The following is a 20,992-nucleotide window of genomic DNA, read 5'->3' on the forward strand; positions in this document are numbered from 1 at the left end:
TTTGGGTCTAGTGCTATTAGGCATTGGATTTATTACGCTCTTTGCAAGCTTACCGAAAGTGGTTGCCGCTTTTTGCTGGTTCATGCTCATCATTTTTGCGTGGTCTTTCCTCCCTTTTATGGCGCTTTTTAAACGGAAACTGATTTCATGAAAGCTAAAATTCAGTCTCCGATCCAGCCAGACTGGTGGAGTAAAACTTTTGCTGGTGGTGTTTTTGGTCTAAGTCTTTCTATCGCGATTGGTAATTTAATTGTTTTATTCGGCCAACCTTATGTCGCCATGGATTTATTGGTGCAAGTGGGTATGTGGAGTGTTCCTTGGTTTTGGATGCCTATTATGTTTGGCAGTTATTTTTTCACGACTGGACGAAAAGCGCTTATCTATTTATTCATTGCTAATGCCCTAGCGTATAGCTGTATTTTTGTCTTACGGGGTTAAACATGAAAGTACGTTCAGACATCATGAAATTAGCAAAAAGCATGCATACTTGGGTGGGTGTATGTGCAGGAATTTTGCTTTTTATCTGTTTTTTTGCTGGTGGGCTCAGCATGTTTCAGCACCATATTAGTAAGTGGGCTACGCCAACACAGCAAGTTTTACCGAAAGTCTCACCCAACCAATATAATGAACTCATTCAAAAAGTTCAGGCTGCCTATCCTGCTGCGCAAAAAAACTTCACACTAAATTTATCATCCAATGAATTTCACTATGCACCCATTACTTGGAGTGAACATGAACGTGGAGATGGCTTTAATGCTGCTCAGTCTACGTGGATGGCAAGCTTAGGTAACAAGGGCGAGTTAATTGTTGCCCAAGAAAACCTATCTAAAGCTGGCTGGCTAATCGAACAGTTGCATGAAACAGCAGGCATACCGGGCATGGCAGGCCATCACGGATTAGGTCTTTATGTCATGGGGGTAGTTTCGATATTATATTTTCTTGCTCTGCTTTCAGGCGTCATTATTCTTTTACCAACCTTGGTAAAGGATTATTTTGTTATTCGCCCTGGTAAAAATAAAAAGCGTTTTTGGCTAGATGCACATAACGTGATTGGAATTACCAGTTTACCGTTCCACATCATTATTAGTATTAGCGTTATTGTCTTTGCTTTTCATGACTTTTTTTATGATGCGATTGGACAACTTGCACTCAAAGGCCAGCCTGTTTTTCAGCGTTCTCCCCCTGCGCTTATTCAACCTAAAGAAACACAGATTGATGTGCAGCAAATATTAGCTCAAGCTAAAAAAGTAGCACCTGAATATTCAGTTGACTATATCCAGTTAAGTGGCCTAGACAAACCTGAAAAAGCCAATGCACGTATTGCCCTGTATAGTTCAGATCAGATGTTGCGCGGTGCGAATCAAGACTTTATGCGTATGAATCCATATGCAGTTGAGCACTTTAATCATAAAGGCATTAACACACAAACTGATGCTGGGAATAAGTTAATCAACGCCATGTTTAGTCTACATTTTGGAAGTTTTGGTGGTACGGGCGTACGTTGGATTTATTTTGTGTTAGGTGTTGGTGGTGCTTTCTTATTTTATACAGGTAACATCCTTTGGGTTGAAACTCGTGCACGTAAGCAAAAGCGTGCTGAAGATCCTGTTCCTGTTCAACGTAAAGATGTAGTGTTCCTTGCGAACTTAACGATAGGTGCATGTTTAGGGTGTGTTTTAGCTGTCGTAGGTACAATGTTGGCCAGTCGTTGGCTTTTCGCTACACTCAATATTGAAAGCATGAATCACCTCTTTATGTATGGTTATTATGCGATTTTCCTACTAACTATGATTTACACCTTTGTGATTGGCTATGCAAAAGCTTTACCACAATTGCTGTTAACTCTAGTTTTAGTATTATTTGCGATTCCGCTTACATCCCTTTTAGCCTACTTCATTCCTCAAAGTGGCTTATGGGTACATGGCGGAGAAATCTTAGTGGTTGATTTCTTAGCTATAATTTTTGCTTTCGCTTTCTGGCGTTTTTATCAACAAGCCCAAGATCGCCGAAAATCTGCTCCAACGGGTAGTTTATGGTCTAGCTAACAACCATAAATCGACTAGACTGAAATAATGTGTGAAATATGAAAAATTATAAAACCCACATTGTTTCGGTCAGTTGTTTAATTTCTTGAATATCATGACTCACATAAATCATCGGAATTTTTATTTCCTCTTTTACCTTCTGAAAAAAAGGAATAATTTCAGCTTTATGATTCGCATCTAGTGCTGATAACGGCTCATCAAGGAGTAACAGCTTAGGTGAATATAATAATGCTCGACCCAGTGCTACGCGCTGTTTTTCCCCTCCTGAGAGTTTGATGGGCATACGTTGTAATAAGTGCCCTAACTTTAATAACTCAATAATATAATCTGCCTCAAAGTGACGTTCTTGTTGGGAAAGATGCTTAAGACCAAATAATAAGTTTTGCTTTACAGTTTTATGAGGAAAAAGCTGAGCATCTTGAAAAACCAATCCAATATGCCGCTTTTGGGTACTCAAGTTAATGTTTTGATCTGAATCAAACCATGTTTGATCCTGTATCTTAATGAGTCCACTATGCGGTGTGTTCAACCCTGCAATGGCATGTAAAATCGATGTTTTACCTGACCCAGAGGCACCAAATAATCCAATAACAGCAGCATCTGACTGGAAACTAGGTTCAATTTGAAATTGACCCATGTGTAGCTGAAAACGGCAATCAATCAACATAACCTTACCGCCCTAAACGCTTTTTTTGATACCGATGAAACCACTGTGCAAACCATAGCGCTAAAAAAGCTACGCTTAGCGATAGAACTATTAGCCGTTGAATAGCAGCTTCTGTGTCGGGTTGTTGCATTAGACTATACATGGCTAAAGGTAAAGTACGTGTTTCATTTGAAATATTACCCACAAAGGTAATGGTCGCACCAAACTCACCTAAACTACGGCAAAAACATAAAATAGCACCAATTAAAATGCCACTGCTGGCAAGAGGCAAAGTGACATGAAAAAATGCCCCTAAAGATGAGGCACCTAATGTCTTTGCTGCCATTTCTAACCGCTGATCAACCAGTTCAATTGCTAATCGAATAGATTGAACCAATAGCGGGAAACCCATCACTGCTGATGCAAGAACTGCACCTTTCCAGTTAAATGCAAAATCAATTCCAAGCGGTGCCAAATATTGTCCAATAATGCCGCGGCTCCCAAAAACTTGTAAAAGCAAATAACCAGGAACCACTGGCGGTAGTACCAAAGGTAAAAACACTAAAGTTTCAATGAATGACTTACCCCAGAACTCTTTACGCGCCAAAAACCATCCCACGCAAATTGCAGGAATAATACTGACGACAAGACAACTTGCTGCAACCTTACAAGAAAGTTGCAGCACGCTGAGTTCTTCTGGGGTTAAAGAAAACATCATGGTTTTGCTGGAGCCAACACGCTAAAACCATACTTTTTAAAGACAGCTTTGGCTTGATTGCTTTGTAAAAATTGATAGAACCTTGTTGAGCTCGGATTCTTTTTAACTATCCCTAGAGGATAAATAATTGGTGAATGCGTATTTTCTGGAAATACCCCAACTACTGTTACATCTTTACTAATCGCTGCATCGGTTGCATAGACAATCCCAACCTGACATTCACCAAGCGCAACAAAATTTAATGCAGCTCGAACATCTTCTGTTTCAACTAACTTTGGCTCAATACGGCTCCACCAACCTAGGTTAGTAAAAGCTTGTTTGGCATATTTGCCTACAGGCACACTTTTGGTATCCCCTGTACAAATCTTGCCTGTAAATACTTTATTGGGATCAGTTGTTTTATCTAGTTTTATATTTAGTGACTTCCCTTTAGGGGTAATTAGAACCAAACGGTTGCCTAATAAATTTATACGGTCATTTGCTGCAACTAATTTTTTATTTTGCAGATAATCCATCCACTGGGTATCAGCAGAGATAAATACATCAGCTGGTGCCCCCGCTTCAATTTGTTTCGCTAATGTCGATGATCCTGCATACGAAGTTTTAACTTCTACTTTATTTTGTTTTTCGTAAATTTTTTCTAAATCGTTAATCGCATTCGTTAAGCTCGCTGCTGCATAAACGGTAACCGATTCAGCCTTAGCGGGAACATTAAAGACCAATCCTATACTGAGCACTGAACAGGCTAAAGCCAAATTTTTTATCTTCGTATCACTTACCATTATGTTTACCTTTTTGTCGTTTTTTGCAGCGATATATACCCAAGAATATAGCGATAACCATAGACGATGAAAAGTAGAAATTATTTATAAAGATGGATATTTTTTCTGAGCAACCGAAAACTATTGGTAGATAAAACTGATTCGCGCTTAAATTCTTTAATTTATAAAGTATTTCTCATCTTATTTCTTTAAATAGCTACTCATGATTTGATAGTCCTGTTCTAAGGCTTGTCGAGCATTGATTTCCATTTGTCGGTAATGCTCTAAGACTTTTTGGCCTATAGCTGTAACAGCTGCCCCACCTCCATGTGTTCCGCCTGTTTGAGTTTCAACTAAAGCTGTTTCAAAGCACTGGTTCATGGTGTCTACCAGCTGCCATGCACGGCGGTAACTCATATTCATAGATTTTGCAGCTTGTGAGATCGAACCAGTTTTCTCAATTGCTTCAAGTAAGTCTGCCTTACCCGGTCCAAATGCAATGTTCTGCTCTAAAAGAATTCTAATCTGTAATTTTAAGTTTTGTTCTTTCATAGACTTAGTTCACAAAAGTTTATTTTATGCTCGTTAACATTATAGGGAAGTTTAACAAGCTAAGACATATACAAATTTAAATCTCGATTAGCTCTTAAAAAGAGTCTTATTAAAAAATCAAAACTGCACAAAGTGGATAAAGATCTGGAAAAAACGGATAGAGGCCAAAGCCTAATCGCGGTTCAATCAGTTAAAAGCTGAATGAATAGGATTGAGCAAATGACCTCATCTAATTTAAAACAATGGAATGATTTTGTAGATGGATGTATAGACTTCCGTCCTAACGATGGCGTGTTTCGTATTGCACGTAATATGTTTACTGAGCCTGAACTATTTGACTTGGAAATGGAACTTATTTTTGAAAAGGTTTGGATTTATGCATGTCACGAAAGTGAGATTCCAAACAATCATGATTTCCTAACCGTTCAAATTGGTCGTCAACCGATTATTGTGAGCCGTGATGGTAAAGGCGAATTACACGCAATGGTCAATGCTTGTGAGCACCGCGGCGCAACATTAACACGTGTTGCTAAAGGCAACCAATCTACATTTACTTGCCCATTCCACGCATGGTGCTATAAGTCAGATGGCCGTTTGGTGAAAGTCAAAGCACCTGGTGAATATTGTGAAGATTTTGATAAATCAAGCCGAGGCTTAAAACAAGGCCGTATTGCCAGCTACCGTGGCTTCGTATTTGTAAGCCTTGATACTCAAGCAACAGATTCTCTAGAAGACTTTTTGGGCGATGCAAAACTGTTTCTTGATTTAATGGTTAACCAGTCTCCAACAGGCGAACTCGAAGTATTACAAGGTAAGTCATCTTATACCTTTGCAGGTAACTGGAAGCTACAAAATGAAAATGGCTTAGATGGCTACCATGTCAGTACTGTTCACTATAACTATGTCTCTACAGTCCAACACCGTCAACAAGTCAATGCATCAAAAGGTGAAGAACTCGACACACTTGACTATAGCAAGTTAGGTGCTGGTGATTCAGAAACTGACGATGGCTGGTTCAGCTTCAAAAATGGTCATAGCGTATTGTTTAGTGACATGCCGAACCCAACTGTTCGTCCGGGTTACAGTACAGTTATGCCATATATGGTCGAAAAATATGGTGACAAATATGCTGAATGGGCAATGCACCGTTTAAGAAACTTGAACTTGTACCCTAGCCTATTTTTTATGGACCAAATTAGTTCTCAGCTTCGTATTGTTCGCCCTGTGGCATGGAATAAAACCGAAGTCATTAGTCAGTGTATTGGCGTTAAAGGTGAATCTGCTGAAGCGCGCCGTAACCGTATTCGCCAGTTCGAAGATTTCTTTAACGTATCAGGCCTTGGTACACCAGACGATTTAGTCGAATTCCGTGAACAGCAAAAAGGTTTCCAAGCACGTCTTGAACGTTGGAGTGATATTTCGCGCGGTTGTCAGTCTTGGGAATATGGTGCGACTAAAAACTCACAAGATTTAGGCATTCAACCCGTCATTACTGGCCGTGAGTTTACCCACGAAGGACTGTATGTAAACCAGCATGGACATTGGCAACGTCTAATGCTCGACGGATTAAACAAGAAAGCATTAAAAATGCAGGATATTACTTTTGAAAACAATGCCGTAATGGATGAGGTGTAACCATGTCACAAGAACTAAATTTTGCTGTATCTCAGTTTTTGTACAAAAAAGCAGAACTTTGTGACGCTTATGACTGGGATGCCTATCTAGAGCTTTACGATGAAGATAGTGAATATCATATTCCACAGTGGATTGATGACCATAACTATGTTCAAGATCCAAATCAGGGCTTGTCTTATATTTATTATGCGGACCGTACTGGACTCGAAGACCGTGTATTCCGTATTCGTACCGGAAAAGCTGCGTCTGCAACTCCGTTACCACGTACTTTGCACAGCATGAATAACATTCGAGTTAAAACATTGGATGATGGATTAATTGAAGCAAAAGTTGCATGGCAAACGCTGTATAACCGTCAAGGCTTAGAAGGTTGTTTTTACGGACACGCTACTTATCTTTTACGCCAAACAGCAGATGGTTTCCGTATTCGTCGTCAGCACAGCATTTTGCTCAATGACAAAATTGATTCCGTTTTAGACTTCTATCACGTTTAAGGGGAATGAAAATGGGACATTCAGTTGCACTTAACTTTGCCGATGGCAAAACCTTTTTCATTTCGGTAAATAACGACGAATTGTTGCTTGATGCAGCAGTTCGCCAGGGAATTAACCTACCGTTAGACTGCCGTGAAGGTGTTTGTGGTACCTGTCAGGGTCAGTGTGAAACTGGTATTTATGAACAAGAATATGTTGATGAAGATGCATTAAGTGAGCGTGATTTGGCTGAGCGTAAAATGTTAGCTTGCCAGACGCGTGTGAAATCCGATGCAGCTTTTTATTTCGATCATGATTCTGCGATCTGTAATGCTGGTGATACTTTAAAAATTGAAACCAAAGTGACCGCTGTTGAGTTGGTTTCTGAAACAACAGCAATTTTGCATCTTGATGCGAGCAGTCATGCTGAACAACTTCAGTTTTTGCCGGGTCAATATGCTCGTTTGCAAATTCCAGATACTGAAGACTGGCGTTCTTATTCTTTTGCAAATAGACCAAATGCGACCAATCAATTGCAATTCTTAATCCGTCTCTTGCCAGACGGTGTGATGAGTAATTACTTGCGTGATCGTTGTCAGGTTGGGCAAACCCTACTCATTGAAGCACCACTTGGTAGTTTCTATTTACGTGAAGTACAGCGACCACTGGTTTTTGTGGCAGGTGGAACAGGCTTATCAGCTTTCTTGGGAATGCTTGATAACTTGATTGAGCAACCTAACTCACCTGCTGTTCAGTTGTACTATGGCGTAAATAATGAAACCGATTTATGCGAACAACAGCGTCTCCATGCCTACGCGGAGCAGCTACCAAACTTTAGTTATCACCCGATTGTGACTAAAGCAACCGAAGCTTGGCAAGGTAAAGCTGGCTATATTCATGAGCACTTAAATAAAGATCAATTGGCCGAGCAGGCTTTTGATATGTATTTATGTGGTCCACCGCCAATGATTGAAGCTGTTAAAAATTGGTTAGATGAACAATCTTTGCAAAACTATCGTATTTACAGCGAGAAGTTTTTACAGAGTAATACATCACGTTGAAGTATAAATAATTTAAAAACCACTAAAACCTGAAATGATTCAATATACTCTGTAGGGGGTATATTGAATTTTTGCATTTAAATTAAAAGTTTCTATATATCAATAATATAAAACAATAAATTCCGACAAAATAAATTGACCAGCTCACTCGGATTTGCTATAAATTTTGATAGATCTTAAGGAATAAGATCATGATGAGATTAACTTATAGCACCTTTTATATCCCCCTATTCTATTTCTCGAATTTACTAAATTGATGGACAAAATCCGATGTAAAAATTTGAGAAAATCACATTAACTAGCGGTTAAATTGGTCTGTATTTTGCTTATATCTCATTGTAATTTGCGAGTAACTTAATTTTTTAAGTGCCGTATTTACTTGCTGTGCAGCGAAGTTTTAAAGCTCTTGCAATACAAGTAAATACAGGAGTGAGCCAAAAGGGATAAATATGAACCAAGCCAACTCCCCAGAACTCAGTGGGCGTCATTTTCAAAATGAGTCTATCTTTACCAATCATAATCTGGTGTTTGATCACCACGATTTAAGCGAAACTTGCCGAAATGTAGGCCAAATTTTTAAACCGCATGATCTTAAAATCTCTCAGCAGAAGCGAGATTTCAGTGCAACCATGCACCATGTTAAAACAGGCGCACTGTCTATTAGTCGCTTGGAATATGGTGCGGATGTCATTATTGAACCAGATCACCTTGATAACTTTTACTTAATTCAAATTCCAACTCAAGGCTACGCAGAAATTGAGTTTGGTTCGCAAAAGTTTATTTCTTATTCTCAAGTTGCTTCTCTTATTTCACCTCAGCAATCTTTACGTATGCGCTGGCACGCGAACTCACCACAGCTCATTTTAAAAGTTTCAAAGGATGATTTTACTTACCATTGCCGTCAACATATTGCTGATTCAGAAAATAACTTACTTGTTTTTGACCCAAAATTAGACTTTGCTACACAAAGTGGAGCCTACTTTTTACAGCTCGTTAGAACATTGATGGATGCTTTGGGCTGTGAACAACATCCACTCCATCATCCTTTAGCCTTTAAACAGTTTGAGTCAAATCTATTTAATGCGCTCATTTATGGCCAACCCAATAATGCATTACATAAAATAGATCAGTATAAAGAAAAAACAGTCTCTCCTTATTTTGTGAAGCGTACAGAAGCCTATATTAAAGAACATTTACATGAGCCGCTTAACGTCGAAATTCTGGCCGAGCATGCAGGTGTGAGCGTAAGAACCCTATTTACTGGTTTTAAAAACTATTTGGGTACTACCCCAATGTCTTATTTAAAAGAATTACGCTTTGAACAAGCTCATTTAGAGCTGATGCACAATGAAAACCTATCGGTCACTGACGTTGCATTTAAATGGGGATTTACTCATTTAGGCCGTTTTTCTCAAGAGTATAAACGCCGTTATGGCGAATTACCTTCTTCTACCCGCCGCTCTGGTCAAAATGAAGGCTCAGGCTTAATTACTTCAATTTTTTCTTAAAACAAATAGAGAAAAGCCTTTTATATTTGTTGATATAAAAGGCTTTTTTTATGACTTAGAAATGATGAACATAACGAACTTGTAAGCGTGTTCCTTCTGGTCTGTTTTCAGCATCTTGCTCAAAATATGCATTTGCAACCAAGTGATCATTTTTAGAAAAACTGTACATCGCACCAGGACCAATTGCCCAAACTTGTTCACGTCGACCTTTGACTTTTTCACCATCGACTTCGGTATCAGTGACTTGTTTTAACCAGTAACCATTTAGTCCCAAGCGGAACTGTTCAGTAATGGCATAGTCTGTTGCGAAGTTTGCATGAATTGCTTGCCCTGCCTGCATATCATTAGCTCCAGCAAAAGCATAGCTTGGGTCATCATTTTTAAAGTTATAGAGGTAATGGATACGCGTTGAAGCTGTCCACTTTGGATTAAACCAATACGTTGCAGCCCAATAAGGATCAAATGAAACAGCGTTATTACTTGGGTTAATATCTTTTTGCTGGTCATATTCACCAGTAGGTAAATTCACCTGAAACTCAAAACGATGTAAAAACTTCGGTCCTTGTGAACCCATGACTGGATCGAACTGAATAAAAGGTCCAATCATAATGTCCCCAAAGCCACTTTGGGCTTTAATGGCAGCATTATTTAAGCCATCATCCATGTCCATTTTGCTGACAAAAGGAATTAAAAAATTCATACCTAGGCTGGCTTTATCTTTTACTCGGACATTCGATAAATAACTAATCTGTTCAACCAGTACTTGATAATTTAAATCAGTTTTAGGTAAACCGAGTTTTTGTCCATTGGAATCGACCAGTTTATTGCTATCGTAATTTTGAAAGTAAGTTTGAGCATACCAGCCGGGCCCTGCGGGTAAGCCGCCATCGAGAAAGCTGGTCATACCTAAATTTACGGTCGGTAAATCATAGGCATGAGAAACCAATGGCAAACCCAACAATGTCCCTGCTAAAAAGCCATGTTTAATTAATGTGCTTTTCATCTTCTTATTTCCTATAAAAAAATCACGACCGGATTGATCGTGATTATGGTGAATTAATGTGCTAATTCTGGATGCTCTGCGGCAATCCGATACTTTCCTGCGTGGAATACCAAAGGTTCGCCTTGACGTTGTTGATACTGTTCAATTTGACCAATAAAAATCAGGTGATCTCCGCCTTCATACTGATTGATATTGCGGCAAACCAAGGTTGCGAGTGCATCGGACAAAATTGGAACGCCTGCATTGCATTGTTGATGGGCAATACCTGCAAATTTATCTTCAGCACCTCGAGCAAAATGTCCCGAAAGCTGATGATGCTCTTGTGCCAACATATGAATGGCAAAATATTCAGCTTCTACAAAATCAGACAAACTTGGCGCTGTTTTTGAAAGACTCCACAAAATTAATGGCGGATCTAAAGACAGTGACGAAAATGAGTTGGCTGTCATGCCTATCTTCCGACCATCTTTACCACGAGTTGTAATCACGGTAACGCCAGTTGCAAATTGTCCAAGTAAGTTACGGATTTCTCTTGGATTTTCAGCATTAATCGCTTGTAAAGCTAAAGTTTCAATTGCGTCCATTTTTAAATCTCCCTTTGCTGTTTGCCCTTAAGCCACTTTTGCTATGGTTTTTGAAGCTAAGAATGCTTGAGCCTGATCTGCATCAAACCACCAAGGGGCAAAAGAGCGCGGGTCATCAAAGTTATTGGCCATAATGGAAGCAATGCTCTGGTTTTGGCTTGCAGCTGCTAATAGATCAACGACATGCGGTTGTGGCGGTACGAGCAAGCTATTGGTCCAAGCCACTACTTTTTCTGCATAAGCCCAATAACGTTCAAAAGTTTGAACCATCCATTGTTCGCTAAAGCTTTGATTATCATTGGCTAAAATGGCATCGAAATAGATCTTGCTACATTTGGCAGCATTGTTTGAGCCTTGACCAGTAATTGGGTCATTCACCACTAAAGCATCTGCCATACCAAAAATTTGCTTGCCAGAGGGTAATGTCAAAATTGGTTTGCGTACGGTCGGTGGGAAACGTCCTGCCAAATAACCGCCAGCATCGGTCAACTCAACATTTGCGCAACGTTCATATTCCCAAGGCACAAATTTCTTGAGTAAGTCCAAACTGCATTGCAGGTGCTGTTCAGGTGTTTTGACATCTTGCCAGCAGTCCATTGGACCGTTTGAAATACCTTCAAACACCATAATGTCGCAAGGTCCATTCACGGTGAGTGCCGGAAATGAAAAGTACTCGCCAACTTCGGGAATAATGTTAAAAGTCACACGAGAGTATGGAGAAATTGGCTTCATATTTTTGACATAGGTCAATGCCAAAGCACGTTGAGGTTTATCAAAAACACTACGTGCATCATCACGCTCAAATTGTTTAACGACTTCACCTTTACCAGCAGCGAGTAATACAAGTTCGTAGTCGTTTGCGAGTTGTTCTAACTCGTCTATTCCCACATCCTGAATTACCAATTGACCGCCACGGCGTTCAAACTCTTCCATCCAATATGGCATTTTGACGCGTTGATCGACCGATTGAGCGTAACGCTCAAGCCGAGCACTCCATTCAAATGCTTTACCACCATTTTCAGGATTAACTAAAGCTAGCCCAATGCCTTCTACCGCTGGACATTGTTCTTCCCAAAAATTTAGTCCCAAGTCACGTTCAGTTTGTAAAGCGGTATGAAACATACACTGGCTTGACATGACTTTACCTTGACGGATTTCATCGGCAGTTCGGTTGGTGATCATGGTCACGTCATAGCCTGTATCTAATAAACCTAAACCAAGCTGTAAACCAGACTGTCCTGCTCCAACAATTGCAATACGGCGCATAATCTTCTCCATAATTTTCTAAATGTGCTTTTAAAACGCTGTGCTATTCGGCTAAACGTGGAATAGCGGGCTGTGATCCTTCAGGGCCCATCACTGAATATCCGCCATCGACCGCATAATCTGCTCCGGTGACAAAACTTGCAGCGGGTGACAATAAAAACAAAACAACATTGGCGACTTCTTCGGGATGACCCAATCGGCCTAGCAAGTGATAATCGGCTGCCACGCTATCGGCCTTTTCACGGTTATTGCCACTGACTTCTGCAATGACTCGAGACCATGTCCAACCCGGTGAAACGGAGTTGACGCGAATACCATCGCCAGCAAAATCCATTGCCATGCTTTGTGTGAGTTGACGTATCGCGGCTTTAGAAACCGGATATAACCAGCGCCCTGTTTGTGCCACTTTGGCCGAGATTGAAGTAAAATTAACGATTGAACCTTGCTGCTTTTTTAGGTCATGGTATAAAGCACGGCTCAGCTCAACTGTAGAGACCAAATTAATATCGAGTGCTTGTAACCAGTCTTGACGTGAAGATTTGAAACCTTCATCTAAATATGTACATGCCAGATTGACCAAGTAACTCACTTCACCTAAATGTTGGTGAATATCTGCCACAGCTTGTTGAATAGCCGCATCGCTGGTTAAATCGGTTTGAATAAACATCACGTCATGGTTAAAGCTTTCTGCAATCGCTTTGCCTTTGGCATCAATATCTAAAATAGCGACATGAGCACCTGCACTGACCAAAGCTTGTACAACAGCTTTACCAATAAGTGTTGCGCCGCCGCTCACCACAGCGACTTTTCCTTTTAAATCTATATTCATTGCAATACTCCTTAATTGACTGGCTTGCCTTCACTACTTGACCAAGATGGCATCAACATATTTGAAGGAAGATCTTCATCAAGAAGTTTTCGTGCTGTCTCGACACCTGCAACTGGCAAGCCTGTTGGGTCTAATAAACCAATTTGAACGAGCACCGACGCTTGGTCCCAGTAAATATGCTCATGGCATAACTTTGAACCTCTAAACTGAATTACACCCAACATTGGAATTTCTACATATTTACCAGTCGGTTTTACACCCGGTAATAACCAGTCAATTTCTGCATCGTGGGTAAAGCTCATAATGAATTCGTCTACCACTTGCGTTGAGCCAACCGTACGAGAGATCGAAGTGATCTTCATATCTTTCGGGTTTTGATGAACAAAGTGATATTGATAAAAACGGGCAAGCTGGCTTTGGCCTACACCACCAGTTAAGGTTGGAATATGGTTGACATAAGGTTCAGTAACCATTGTTGCCATGGTTGCTGTGACGTCACGCGTATCGAACTCATGACGAATATGCTCTTCCCATAAGGCAACTAAGTCATATTTCGGTCCAATCGTATCATGTAGAGCGGTTACTGTACGTTCGTGGGCAAAGCGTGCTGAAGGTTTGTGATAATGATTGCTCTTGGGGCGTGCAAAGGCATGATCAACACCTTTATAAACATAAGCTTGTACATTTGAATATTGGTTGGCTGCATCAACAATCGTTTGTCTCGCATCTGGCGGTGTAAATTGGTCCAGTTCTGCAATATGTAAAACCAAACGTCCTTTTACGTTGGCTAACTCATCTAACGCTTTTTCAATGCCTACACCGTAATAACCTACAGCACATGCCACTTCCGAAAGTCGACAGCCTGCTAGATACGCAAGCTTTCCACCTAAACAATAGCCCACTACGCTGAGGCCTGTAGAGGTGTCGCATTCTGGTCGAGTCTTTAAAAAAGATAGGCTGTCCTGAATATCTTCAATACCGAGGTTTTCATCATATTGCTGATAAAGCTCGAAAGCCTTTTGAAAATCTTCTGGTGTGTAACCCAGTTCGATATTAGGTGCTACACGCCAGAATAAATCAGGAACTAAAACGGTATAGCCTTCTTCTGCAAGAAATTCTGCTTTTTCTCGCATGGCTGCATTTACCCCAAAGATTTCCTGACAAAGCACCACTCCAGGTCCTTTTCCTGTTTCTGGTGTTGCTAGATACGCACTGAACTGTTTTCCAGATACTGTTTTAATTTGAACGGTTTGACCAGCCATAGTGTCAACTCCTGACATTGTTATGGCTTTATCTTCTATCCGAATATTTTTTTAGGCTGTCCAAAAGCTGCAAGCACTATCCAATCTCTGCGCAATTATCAAAATCCATCAAACTGGATAAAAACTTAAAAAACAAGAAAAACTTATATTTCAAAAGTTTAAACTAAAAAATTAAATTAATACTTTTTATCTAATTTGGAAAAACTGGATGAAGATTAGGACTTATTGGATAGTGACGATTGGCTAAAAATAGTTCAATCAAGTCATGTAATTAGTTTGATTACATAAAAAAAGCCCAGTCATTTTCTAAATTAAGGCGTTTATTTATGCATCGACCATGGCCAATTTATGGACAACAAAAAACGTTAATGCTCATCAATATTTTATGTTGTAGTGCATTCTCTACTCAGGCTTATTCAGCGGATGAAGAATGGAAATTTACATCAAAAAATGCATATATAGACAGAAATTATGACAATCCAGATGTAAAAGACACCGGTAGTTGGTCACAATCAGCTTCTCTATTTTACAACTCAAATATGCATGATACACCGTTAGAAATTGGAGGAACCCCGATTCAAATTGGCGCAAATGCTTCAGCACAATATGCGGTTCGTTTAAGCCAAGATAAACATGTTGCAGATACGGTATTACCTTTTGATAAAGCGACGCAGTCTCAAGCACCTGATTATCTAAAATATGGTGCGACCTTAAAGTTAGGCTATAACAAGACGCTACTAAGCATTGGTGAATTATGGCTGGATTTACCCGTAACCACTGTAGATGCAAGTCGACAACTCCTGACGTCTTATTGGGGAACTAATCTTAAGAGCCAGCTAAACGATAAGCTTTTTGCTGAAATCGGCCGTATTGAAAAAGTATCACCACGAAATGAAGAAGATTTCCATCGATTTTCTTTTACTTCAAAAGGTGTGACTGCCTATTCCGATGGACTTAACTACATAGATCTTCGCTATCAATTTACGCCTACGTTGAAGGGTGAATATTACTTTGGGAATATGGAGGATTTATATAACAAACATTATGTCGGCGTTGACCAACTATGGAAAAATTCTAATTTTTCGGTTAATTCAAAATTCAAATATTTCAATGCTAAAGATAATGGAAATCTTTTTGACATCGACGCACAAAATATAGGATTGCTAGAAACGCTTAAAGTAAAAAATCATAGCTTTGGTTTGGGTTATCAGCAAATTATTGGTGAGTCTGCTTACCCGTTACCAGATGGTTTCTTGCCTGAAACTTATTTCATTAACTGGAACACCACTGGTTTCTTCAAACAAGATGAAAAGTCTTATCACTTCATCTATGGCTATGACTTTAAAGATTATGTGCCTGGTTTAAATACGACTTTCAAATATGTATATGGCGATCACTTCAAAACAGCAGATGGCTTAAAAAATAAAGAAAGTGAAGCAAACGTTATTGTCAATTATGCCCTTCAACAGCCTTTTCTCAAAGGTCTGGCTCTTCAGTACATCTTCATCAATTACGACGTTAAGCATGGAAACGATTTCTCTGAAAACCGTTTCTTCGTCAATTACAGCAAAAAATTTTAATGAATAAGGAATACATATGAAAACGATAGATGCAAACACGATTATCAACCGTGAGAAACTGTCTACGCTACAGTGGATGGTTTTTATCCTAGGCTTTTTTGTCTTCTTCTGCGATGGTCTAGATACAGGGATTATTGGTTTTATTGCTCCTGCATTATTAGATGATTGGGGAATTACCAAGCCGCAACTTGCTCCGGTTTTAAGTGCTGCTTTAGTCGGTATGTCGATCGGTGCAATCATTTCGGGGCCTCTGTCCGATAAGTTTGGACGTAAAGGCGTCATTGTTTTTACAAGCCTTTTATTTTCAATATTTACAATTTTGTGTGGCTTTGCCGACTCAACCCAAGATTTAATGATTTATCGTTTTATTACAGGTGTTGGTTTAGGCGCAGCCATGCCAAACATCAGTACGATTGTCTCTGAATATATGCCTGTAAAACGTAAAGCATTCTTAACAGGTCTTGCTGGCTGTGGTTTTATGTTGGGTATTTCTTGTGGCGGTGTGCTATCAGCTTATCTATTAGAAAGTTATGGCTGGGCAAAAGTGATTATTATTGGCGGAAGTATTCCCCTAATTTTAGTGGTTGCTTTATTACTTAAATTACCTGAATCAACGCAATACTTAATTACACGTCATCAACAAGACAAAGCTCAGCGTATTCTAGAAAATATTCAAGGCCACTCGTTCCAAGAACCAGTAAAACTTGTTTTAACTCAAGCAGAAAATGCTTCAGATGAAAATCCGGTTAAAGTGGTTCTAGGTAAATACCTTTGGGGCTCAAGCATGCTTTGGCTCTGCTGCTTTACCAGTCTATTGGTGTTTTATCTTTTAACAAGCTGGATGCCAACAATTCTAAAAACAGCAGGTTTTAGTACTCAACAGTTTAGTTTAATTGCCGCAATTTTCCCTTTTGGTGGTGTGATTGGCGCAACCATTATGGGATGGTACATGGATAAACTAAACCCAACTACAGTGATTAAATATTCATATCTCATCGCTTTTGGACTATTCATTGTTGCAGGTCTAGTGAGCTCAAATATTTTCTTGTTAGGTCTTACTATCTTCTTAATTGGTGCATTACTCGCTGGCGCTCAGTCTTCATTACTGCCACTTGCAGCTATGTTCTATCCAGCAGTGTGCCGCGCGGTTGGTGTTTCATGGATGCATGGTATTGGTCGTATCGGTGCAATTTTAGGTGCTTTCTTTGGCTCTCTTATTTTTGCTTTCAACCTAAGCTTAAGCGGTATTTTCTTTATTCTCGCACTGCCAACCTTCATCTCATTTATTGCACTTAGCCTGAAAGTGATTTATGAGAAATCTAAAAACAAACAAGTGTTAAAGCTTGAAGAAAGTCTATAAATATTAATCAATAAATAAAAAAACTGATTTAGTCACCTAAATCAGTTTTTTTATTTGGAAAAATTAAATATTAGAAAATTTTGCCTTTAGTTTCACTTGGATTTTCTCCGAACTCTTCACGATATTCTTGAGAAAAACGACTTAAATGATTAAAGCCCCAGTCATACGCAAGCTTTGAAATAGAAACCTTTCTATCTGCTCCTGTGGTGCTCAAGATTTTGTAAATCTGTTGGAGGCGATATTTTTTTAAATACGACATTGGACTGGTGCCGTAGTACTGTTGAAATTCGTCATACAATTTTGATTTTGAAACCCCAGCCAGACGTTGTAAATCTTCTGCACAGATTTCTTCGTGCGCATGTTCAATAATAAAATTACGAACCTTACGAATATACGCTGGCTCATCCTGATGTGAGAGAGACTTTAAAGCTTCAGAGTAGTTATTTTCTTGAGACAACAATAACGCTTTAATTACAAAATTTTCATAGTCTTCAGACAACATCTGCAAACCATAAAAATTACTATATTGCGATTTTAACTGTACAAAATTTTGAATGTTCTTCCACCATGCACCAATCAATTGCTCAGAGTCTAAGTGCATTTCTGGGTTAAAAATGATAGGCGTTTCTATGGGTTTATTTAATAGATCCGCAAGGACAATCTGCATACTTCTCTCAGGAATAACCACCTGAAATTTTCTGCAATCTTTATCGATAATCAAATCTTGTTGATCGTTATTTGAAACAATAAGGCCCCTGTTTTCATCAGATTGATAATGAGCGCCACGAATGTTGAGAGCTTGTCGGCCCTGTATAGGTAAGCTAATGCTATACGCTTTTAAATTTGAGATGTTAATGGCAACGTTTGCACCATAACTGATTGTACCGATTGCCATTTTTTTATTAGGCAAACGCATTCCGTCATAGTGAAAATCGAGAGTGTCTTTGTAAATTGTGTCTAGACGGTGTTCACCACAAATTGTGGACATGAGATTCTGCGCAAATTCAGCTTTGCGTGAATAATGATTGAGTTCCGTCTGTTGGCTGAGTGATATCATATCCTTTTCACCTAGCTAAATAACTTATTACTTAAAAAGCAACTTGTATGCCAATTAATATCCTTTAATTGACGAGTTTTCCTGAAAAATATCGAATCAAGAAAGAGAGTAAAGATTACTTTCTCATACTCTATTAAATTTTAAAAATGGAAATAAGTTAAATACCTTTAAAGTATAATTTCATACCTTAACAAACTTATTTTATTAGCTTTTTTATAAAGAAATAGAGTAGAGATAAATCATTATTTTGAAAAGTAGACTATCGTAAATTTTAACGAATAAAAAAACCGCCTATTTAAAATAAGCGGCTTTTAAAACACTTAAATTATTGAGCTGTGTAGCCGCCATCCATAACAACAGCTTGGCCTGTTACCCCACCAGCTTTGCTACTCGCAAGGAAAATCGCATAGTCAGCAATTTCTTCAACAGACAATAAACGCTTTTGAGGAACCATTGCCAAAATTACATCTTCAAGTGCGCTATCTAAACTCACATTACGCGTTTTAGCCAAATCTGCAATTTGCCCACGAACCAATGGCGTATCTACATAACCGGGGCATAAAGCATTTACTGTAATACCGTCACGTGCACATTCCAATGCCGCAACTTTTGTTAGGCCAATCACGCCGTGTTTAGCACTGTTATAACCCGCCTTTCCAGCGAAACCAATCAAACCATTAATTGAAGCCATATTAATAATACGGCCATATTTTTGAGCTTTCATGATTGGAAAAACATGTTTAATACCAATAAATGCCCCTGTTAACATGACCTGAACTAGCTTTTGAAAAACAGCCGTTGGAAACTCTTCAATAGATGCAACATGTTGGAAACCAGCATTGTTAATTAAGATATCAACGGTACCAAAGGCCTTTTGAGTCAGCTCAATGGCTTGTTTATAAGCATCTTCATCAGTTACATCACATGGCGCAGATAGTGCATCAAAACCTTGCTCTTTAAGTAAGTTCGCCGTTTCTTGGCACTTTTCGGCATTCATATCAGAAATGACAACTTTGGCACCTTCTTGAGCAAATTTCTTAGCAATCTCTAGACCGATACCGCTTGCAGAACCTGTAATAAAAGCGACCTTACCGTCTAAAAGTTTTGTCATTTATTTACTCCTTAATACTTATAACGCGCTGATTTAAACAATACCTGTTACGGTAAAGACCGTAATCACCACAAATACCGCTAATGTCTTAATTACTGTGACTGCAAAAATATCTTTATACGATTGTTTATGGGTTAAGCCTGTAACAGCGAGTAAAGTGATAACAGCACCATTATGCGGAAGCGTATCCATACCACCCGATGCCATTGCAACCACACGGTGCATAACTTCTGGTGGAATACTTGCGGCTAAAATCGCGGCGTTATAATGTTCAGCCATCGCACTTAAAGCGATACTCATACCACCAGAAGCTGAACCAGTAATACCAGCTAATACGGTTGTGGTCACCGCCCCATTCACTAAAGGATTTGTAAAGGTACTGCTCATTGCATGACTAATCATGGCAAAGCCTGGTAATGACGCAATAATTGCACCAAAGCCATACTCAGAAGCCGTATTCATCACTGCTAAAAGTGAGCCACCAATACTGGCATTAATACCTTCTTTAAAGTTCATCACTACACGTTGATAATCAAATAAAATTGCAGAAATAATTCCTACAATGAGCGCAAGGCCAACTGCCCAGATCGCACCAGTTTTTGCTACATCTACGGTGTAGTCAGCTAAACCGACAGTGGCAAAATCAAAGCCATTTGGGTACCACTCTTTGATTGCTTTAGACAAATATTTGTTCATTACTGCAACAAGAATAAGAGGTACAAACGCTAAAAACTGACGTGCAGTACTTCCATTAGTCTGCAGTGCCATATCGGCTTCAATTTCTTGAGATGATGTATCGTCTACACCAAACCCAGAGAAGCCTTCACCAGTTTTTGCAGCAGCACGACGACGCCATTCTAAGTAGCTCAAACCCATGCATAGAACAAAAATAGCACCAATAATTCCTAGAAATGGTGCAGCATAAATATTGGTGCCAAAGAATGTAGTTGGAATTACGTTTTGGATTTGTGGCGTACCCGGCAAAGCATCCATCGTAAATGTAAATGCGCCTAGCGCGATGGTTCCCGGAATTAAACGTTTTGGAATATTAGCTTGTCTAAATAGTTGGTTGGCAAAAGGATAAATTGCGAATACAGCAACAAATAAACTTACTCCACTGTAGGTCAAAATTGCACCTAAAAGTACAACGGTTAAAATTGCCTTTTTCGCCCCAATCCATCTCACAATGGTTCGAGCAATAGACTCAGCAATTCCTGACATTTCAACGACTTTACCGAAAATTGCCCCGAGCAAAAACACAAGAAAGTAATCTTTAATAAAATTCACCATTTTCGGCATAAAAACACCCGAATAAAATGGTAAAACATTGGCTGGGTTAATGAGTAAAACTGCAAGTAAGGCACAAATTGGTGCCATGAGAATGACGGAAAAGCCCTTGTAAGCTGTATACATTAACAGCCCAAGCGAAAGTAGAATTACAAATAATTCCCACATATATTCTTTCTCCCTAAAGAATAGATACTAGGTTCAATAAAATTACCAAAAGATATTTAGGTTATCCCAAACCTAAAATGATAAAA

General features: G+C 39.2%; 20 protein-coding genes. 8 read left to right on the plus strand and 12 right to left on the minus strand.

Translation table 11 applies throughout. The annotated features are described in order from the left end of the window. The first annotated feature begins 147 nt into the window (after positions 1 to 147). The gene (locus tag I7H67_RS13080; protein ID WP_198308038.1) at positions 148 to 438 is read left to right on the plus strand and encodes a hypothetical protein; all 291 of its coding nucleotides are present in this window, start codon (positions 148 to 150) and stop codon (positions 436 to 438) included. A 2-nt stretch (positions 439 to 440) separates the two neighbouring features. Beyond that, on the plus strand, positions 441 to 2,045 hold the full coding sequence (locus I7H67_RS13085) for a PepSY-associated TM helix domain-containing protein (protein WP_198308039.1): 1,605 nt from the start codon (positions 441 to 443) through the stop codon (positions 2,043 to 2,045). Positions 2,046 to 2,091: 46 nt separating this feature from the next. On the opposite strand, the gene I7H67_RS13090 is transcribed toward I7H67_RS13085, so the two are convergent. The 4 genes from I7H67_RS13090 to I7H67_RS13105 all read right to left on the minus strand — a co-directional run bounded on the left by I7H67_RS13090 (position 2,092) and on the right by I7H67_RS13105 (position 4,722). Next, positions 2,092 to 2,712: an ATP-binding cassette domain-containing protein gene (locus I7H67_RS13090; protein WP_198308040.1), complete on the minus strand. Its 621-nt coding sequence runs from the start codon at positions 2,710 to 2,712 to the stop codon at positions 2,092 to 2,094. Positions 2,713 to 2,716: 4 nt separating this feature from the next. Then, entirely contained in the window at positions 2,717 to 3,409 is a 693-nt protein-coding gene (gene modB / locus I7H67_RS13095) for a molybdate ABC transporter permease subunit (protein WP_000971585.1), read from the minus strand. Further along, positions 3,406 to 4,191, minus strand: a complete 786-nt coding sequence (modA, locus tag I7H67_RS13100) for a molybdate ABC transporter substrate-binding protein (protein WP_198308041.1) — start codon at positions 4,189 to 4,191, stop codon at positions 3,406 to 3,408. The genes modB and modA overlap by 4 nt, the downstream gene beginning before the upstream one ends. Before the next feature lie 180 nt (positions 4,192 to 4,371). Next, positions 4,372 to 4,722 carry a winged helix-turn-helix domain-containing protein gene (locus I7H67_RS13105; RefSeq protein ID WP_192836975.1) on the minus strand — a complete coding sequence of 117 codons (351 nt, stop codon included), beginning with the start codon at positions 4,720 to 4,722 and terminating at the stop codon, positions 4,372 to 4,374. Between the two features lie 219 nt (positions 4,723 to 4,941). Between I7H67_RS13105 and antA the strand changes: the two genes are divergently transcribed. The 4 genes from antA (at position 4,942) to I7H67_RS13125 (ending at position 9,399) form a co-directional block, all read left to right on the plus strand. Then, positions 4,942 to 6,357 (plus strand): anthranilate 1,2-dioxygenase large subunit, encoded by a 1,416-nt coding sequence (antA, locus tag I7H67_RS13110; protein ID WP_019459119.1) that lies wholly within the window; start codon positions 4,942 to 4,944, stop codon positions 6,355 to 6,357. Between the two features lie 2 nt (positions 6,358 to 6,359). Further along, the gene (gene antB, locus I7H67_RS13115) at positions 6,360 to 6,851 is read left to right on the plus strand and encodes an anthranilate 1,2-dioxygenase small subunit (RefSeq protein WP_004701688.1); all 492 of its coding nucleotides are present in this window, start codon (positions 6,360 to 6,362) and stop codon (positions 6,849 to 6,851) included. A 5-nt stretch (positions 6,852 to 6,856) separates the two neighbouring features. Continuing rightward, positions 6,857 to 7,891: an anthranilate 1,2-dioxygenase electron transfer component AntC gene (gene antC / locus I7H67_RS13120; RefSeq protein ID WP_198308042.1), complete on the plus strand. Its 1,035-nt coding sequence runs from the start codon at positions 6,857 to 6,859 to the stop codon at positions 7,889 to 7,891. A gap of 449 nt (positions 7,892 to 8,340) precedes the next feature. Then, a complete protein-coding gene (locus I7H67_RS13125) occupies positions 8,341 to 9,399 on the plus strand; it encodes an AraC family transcriptional regulator (protein ID WP_198308043.1) in 1,059 nt (352 codons plus the stop codon). 55 nt (positions 9,400 to 9,454) lie between these two features. Here the strand turns inward: I7H67_RS13125 and I7H67_RS13130 are convergent, their stop codons facing one another. The 5 genes from I7H67_RS13130 to I7H67_RS13150 are packed head-to-tail and all read right to left on the minus strand — an operon-like array spanning position 9,455 to position 14,343. Continuing rightward, on the minus strand, positions 9,455 to 10,402 hold the full coding sequence (locus I7H67_RS13130) for a transporter (RefSeq protein WP_198308044.1): 948 nt from the start codon (positions 10,400 to 10,402) through the stop codon (positions 9,455 to 9,457). 53 nt (positions 10,403 to 10,455) lie between these two features. Next, positions 10,456 to 10,986 (minus strand): flavin reductase family protein, encoded by a 531-nt coding sequence (locus I7H67_RS13135; RefSeq protein ID WP_198308045.1) that lies wholly within the window; start codon positions 10,984 to 10,986, stop codon positions 10,456 to 10,458. 27 nt (positions 10,987 to 11,013) lie between these two features. Next, a complete protein-coding gene (locus I7H67_RS13140) occupies positions 11,014 to 12,252 on the minus strand; it encodes a styrene monooxygenase/indole monooxygenase family protein (protein ID WP_198308046.1) in 1,239 nt (412 codons plus the stop codon). Between the two features lie 43 nt (positions 12,253 to 12,295). Next, positions 12,296 to 13,081, minus strand: coding sequence for an SDR family oxidoreductase (locus tag I7H67_RS13145; RefSeq protein ID WP_198078530.1), 786 nt, complete (start codon positions 13,079 to 13,081; stop codon positions 12,296 to 12,298). Positions 13,082 to 13,092: 11 nt separating this feature from the next. Next, positions 13,093 to 14,343, minus strand: coding sequence for a dienelactone hydrolase family protein (locus I7H67_RS13150; protein WP_198308047.1), 1,251 nt, complete (start codon positions 14,341 to 14,343; stop codon positions 13,093 to 13,095). Positions 14,344 to 14,711: 368 nt separating this feature from the next. Here I7H67_RS13150 and I7H67_RS13155 point away from each other — a divergent pair, with 368 nt between their 5' ends. Together I7H67_RS13155 and I7H67_RS13160 are read left to right on the plus strand one after the other, a co-directional pair. Then, entirely contained in the window at positions 14,712 to 15,923 is a 1,212-nt protein-coding gene (locus I7H67_RS13155) for an OprD family outer membrane porin (RefSeq protein WP_413784434.1), read from the plus strand. 16 nt (positions 15,924 to 15,939) lie between these two features. Next, positions 15,940 to 17,283, plus strand: a complete 1,344-nt coding sequence (locus I7H67_RS13160) for an MFS transporter (RefSeq protein ID WP_198308049.1) — start codon at positions 15,940 to 15,942, stop codon at positions 17,281 to 17,283. 70 nt (positions 17,284 to 17,353) lie between these two features. On the opposite strand, the gene I7H67_RS13165 is transcribed toward I7H67_RS13160, so the two are convergent. The 3 genes from I7H67_RS13165 to I7H67_RS13175 all read right to left on the minus strand — a co-directional run bounded on the left by I7H67_RS13165 (position 17,354) and on the right by I7H67_RS13175 (position 20,906). Continuing rightward, positions 17,354 to 18,340: an AraC family transcriptional regulator gene (locus tag I7H67_RS13165; RefSeq protein ID WP_086497619.1), complete on the minus strand. Its 987-nt coding sequence runs from the start codon at positions 18,338 to 18,340 to the stop codon at positions 17,354 to 17,356. Positions 18,341 to 18,665: 325 nt separating this feature from the next. Next, positions 18,666 to 19,451 (minus strand): 3-hydroxybutyrate dehydrogenase, encoded by a 786-nt coding sequence (locus I7H67_RS13170; RefSeq protein ID WP_198308050.1) that lies wholly within the window; start codon positions 19,449 to 19,451, stop codon positions 18,666 to 18,668. Between the two features lie 33 nt (positions 19,452 to 19,484). After that, the gene (locus I7H67_RS13175; RefSeq protein ID WP_198308051.1) at positions 19,485 to 20,906 is read right to left on the minus strand and encodes a GntP family permease; all 1,422 of its coding nucleotides are present in this window, start codon (positions 20,904 to 20,906) and stop codon (positions 19,485 to 19,487) included. Between the last annotated feature and the right edge of the window lie 86 nt (positions 20,907 to 20,992).

Origin of the sequence: Acinetobacter sp. ACIN00229 (assembly GCF_016106645.1) — a bacterium.
In the GTDB taxonomy this organism is placed as follows: Bacteria; Pseudomonadota; Gammaproteobacteria; order Pseudomonadales; family Moraxellaceae; genus Acinetobacter; species Acinetobacter oleivorans.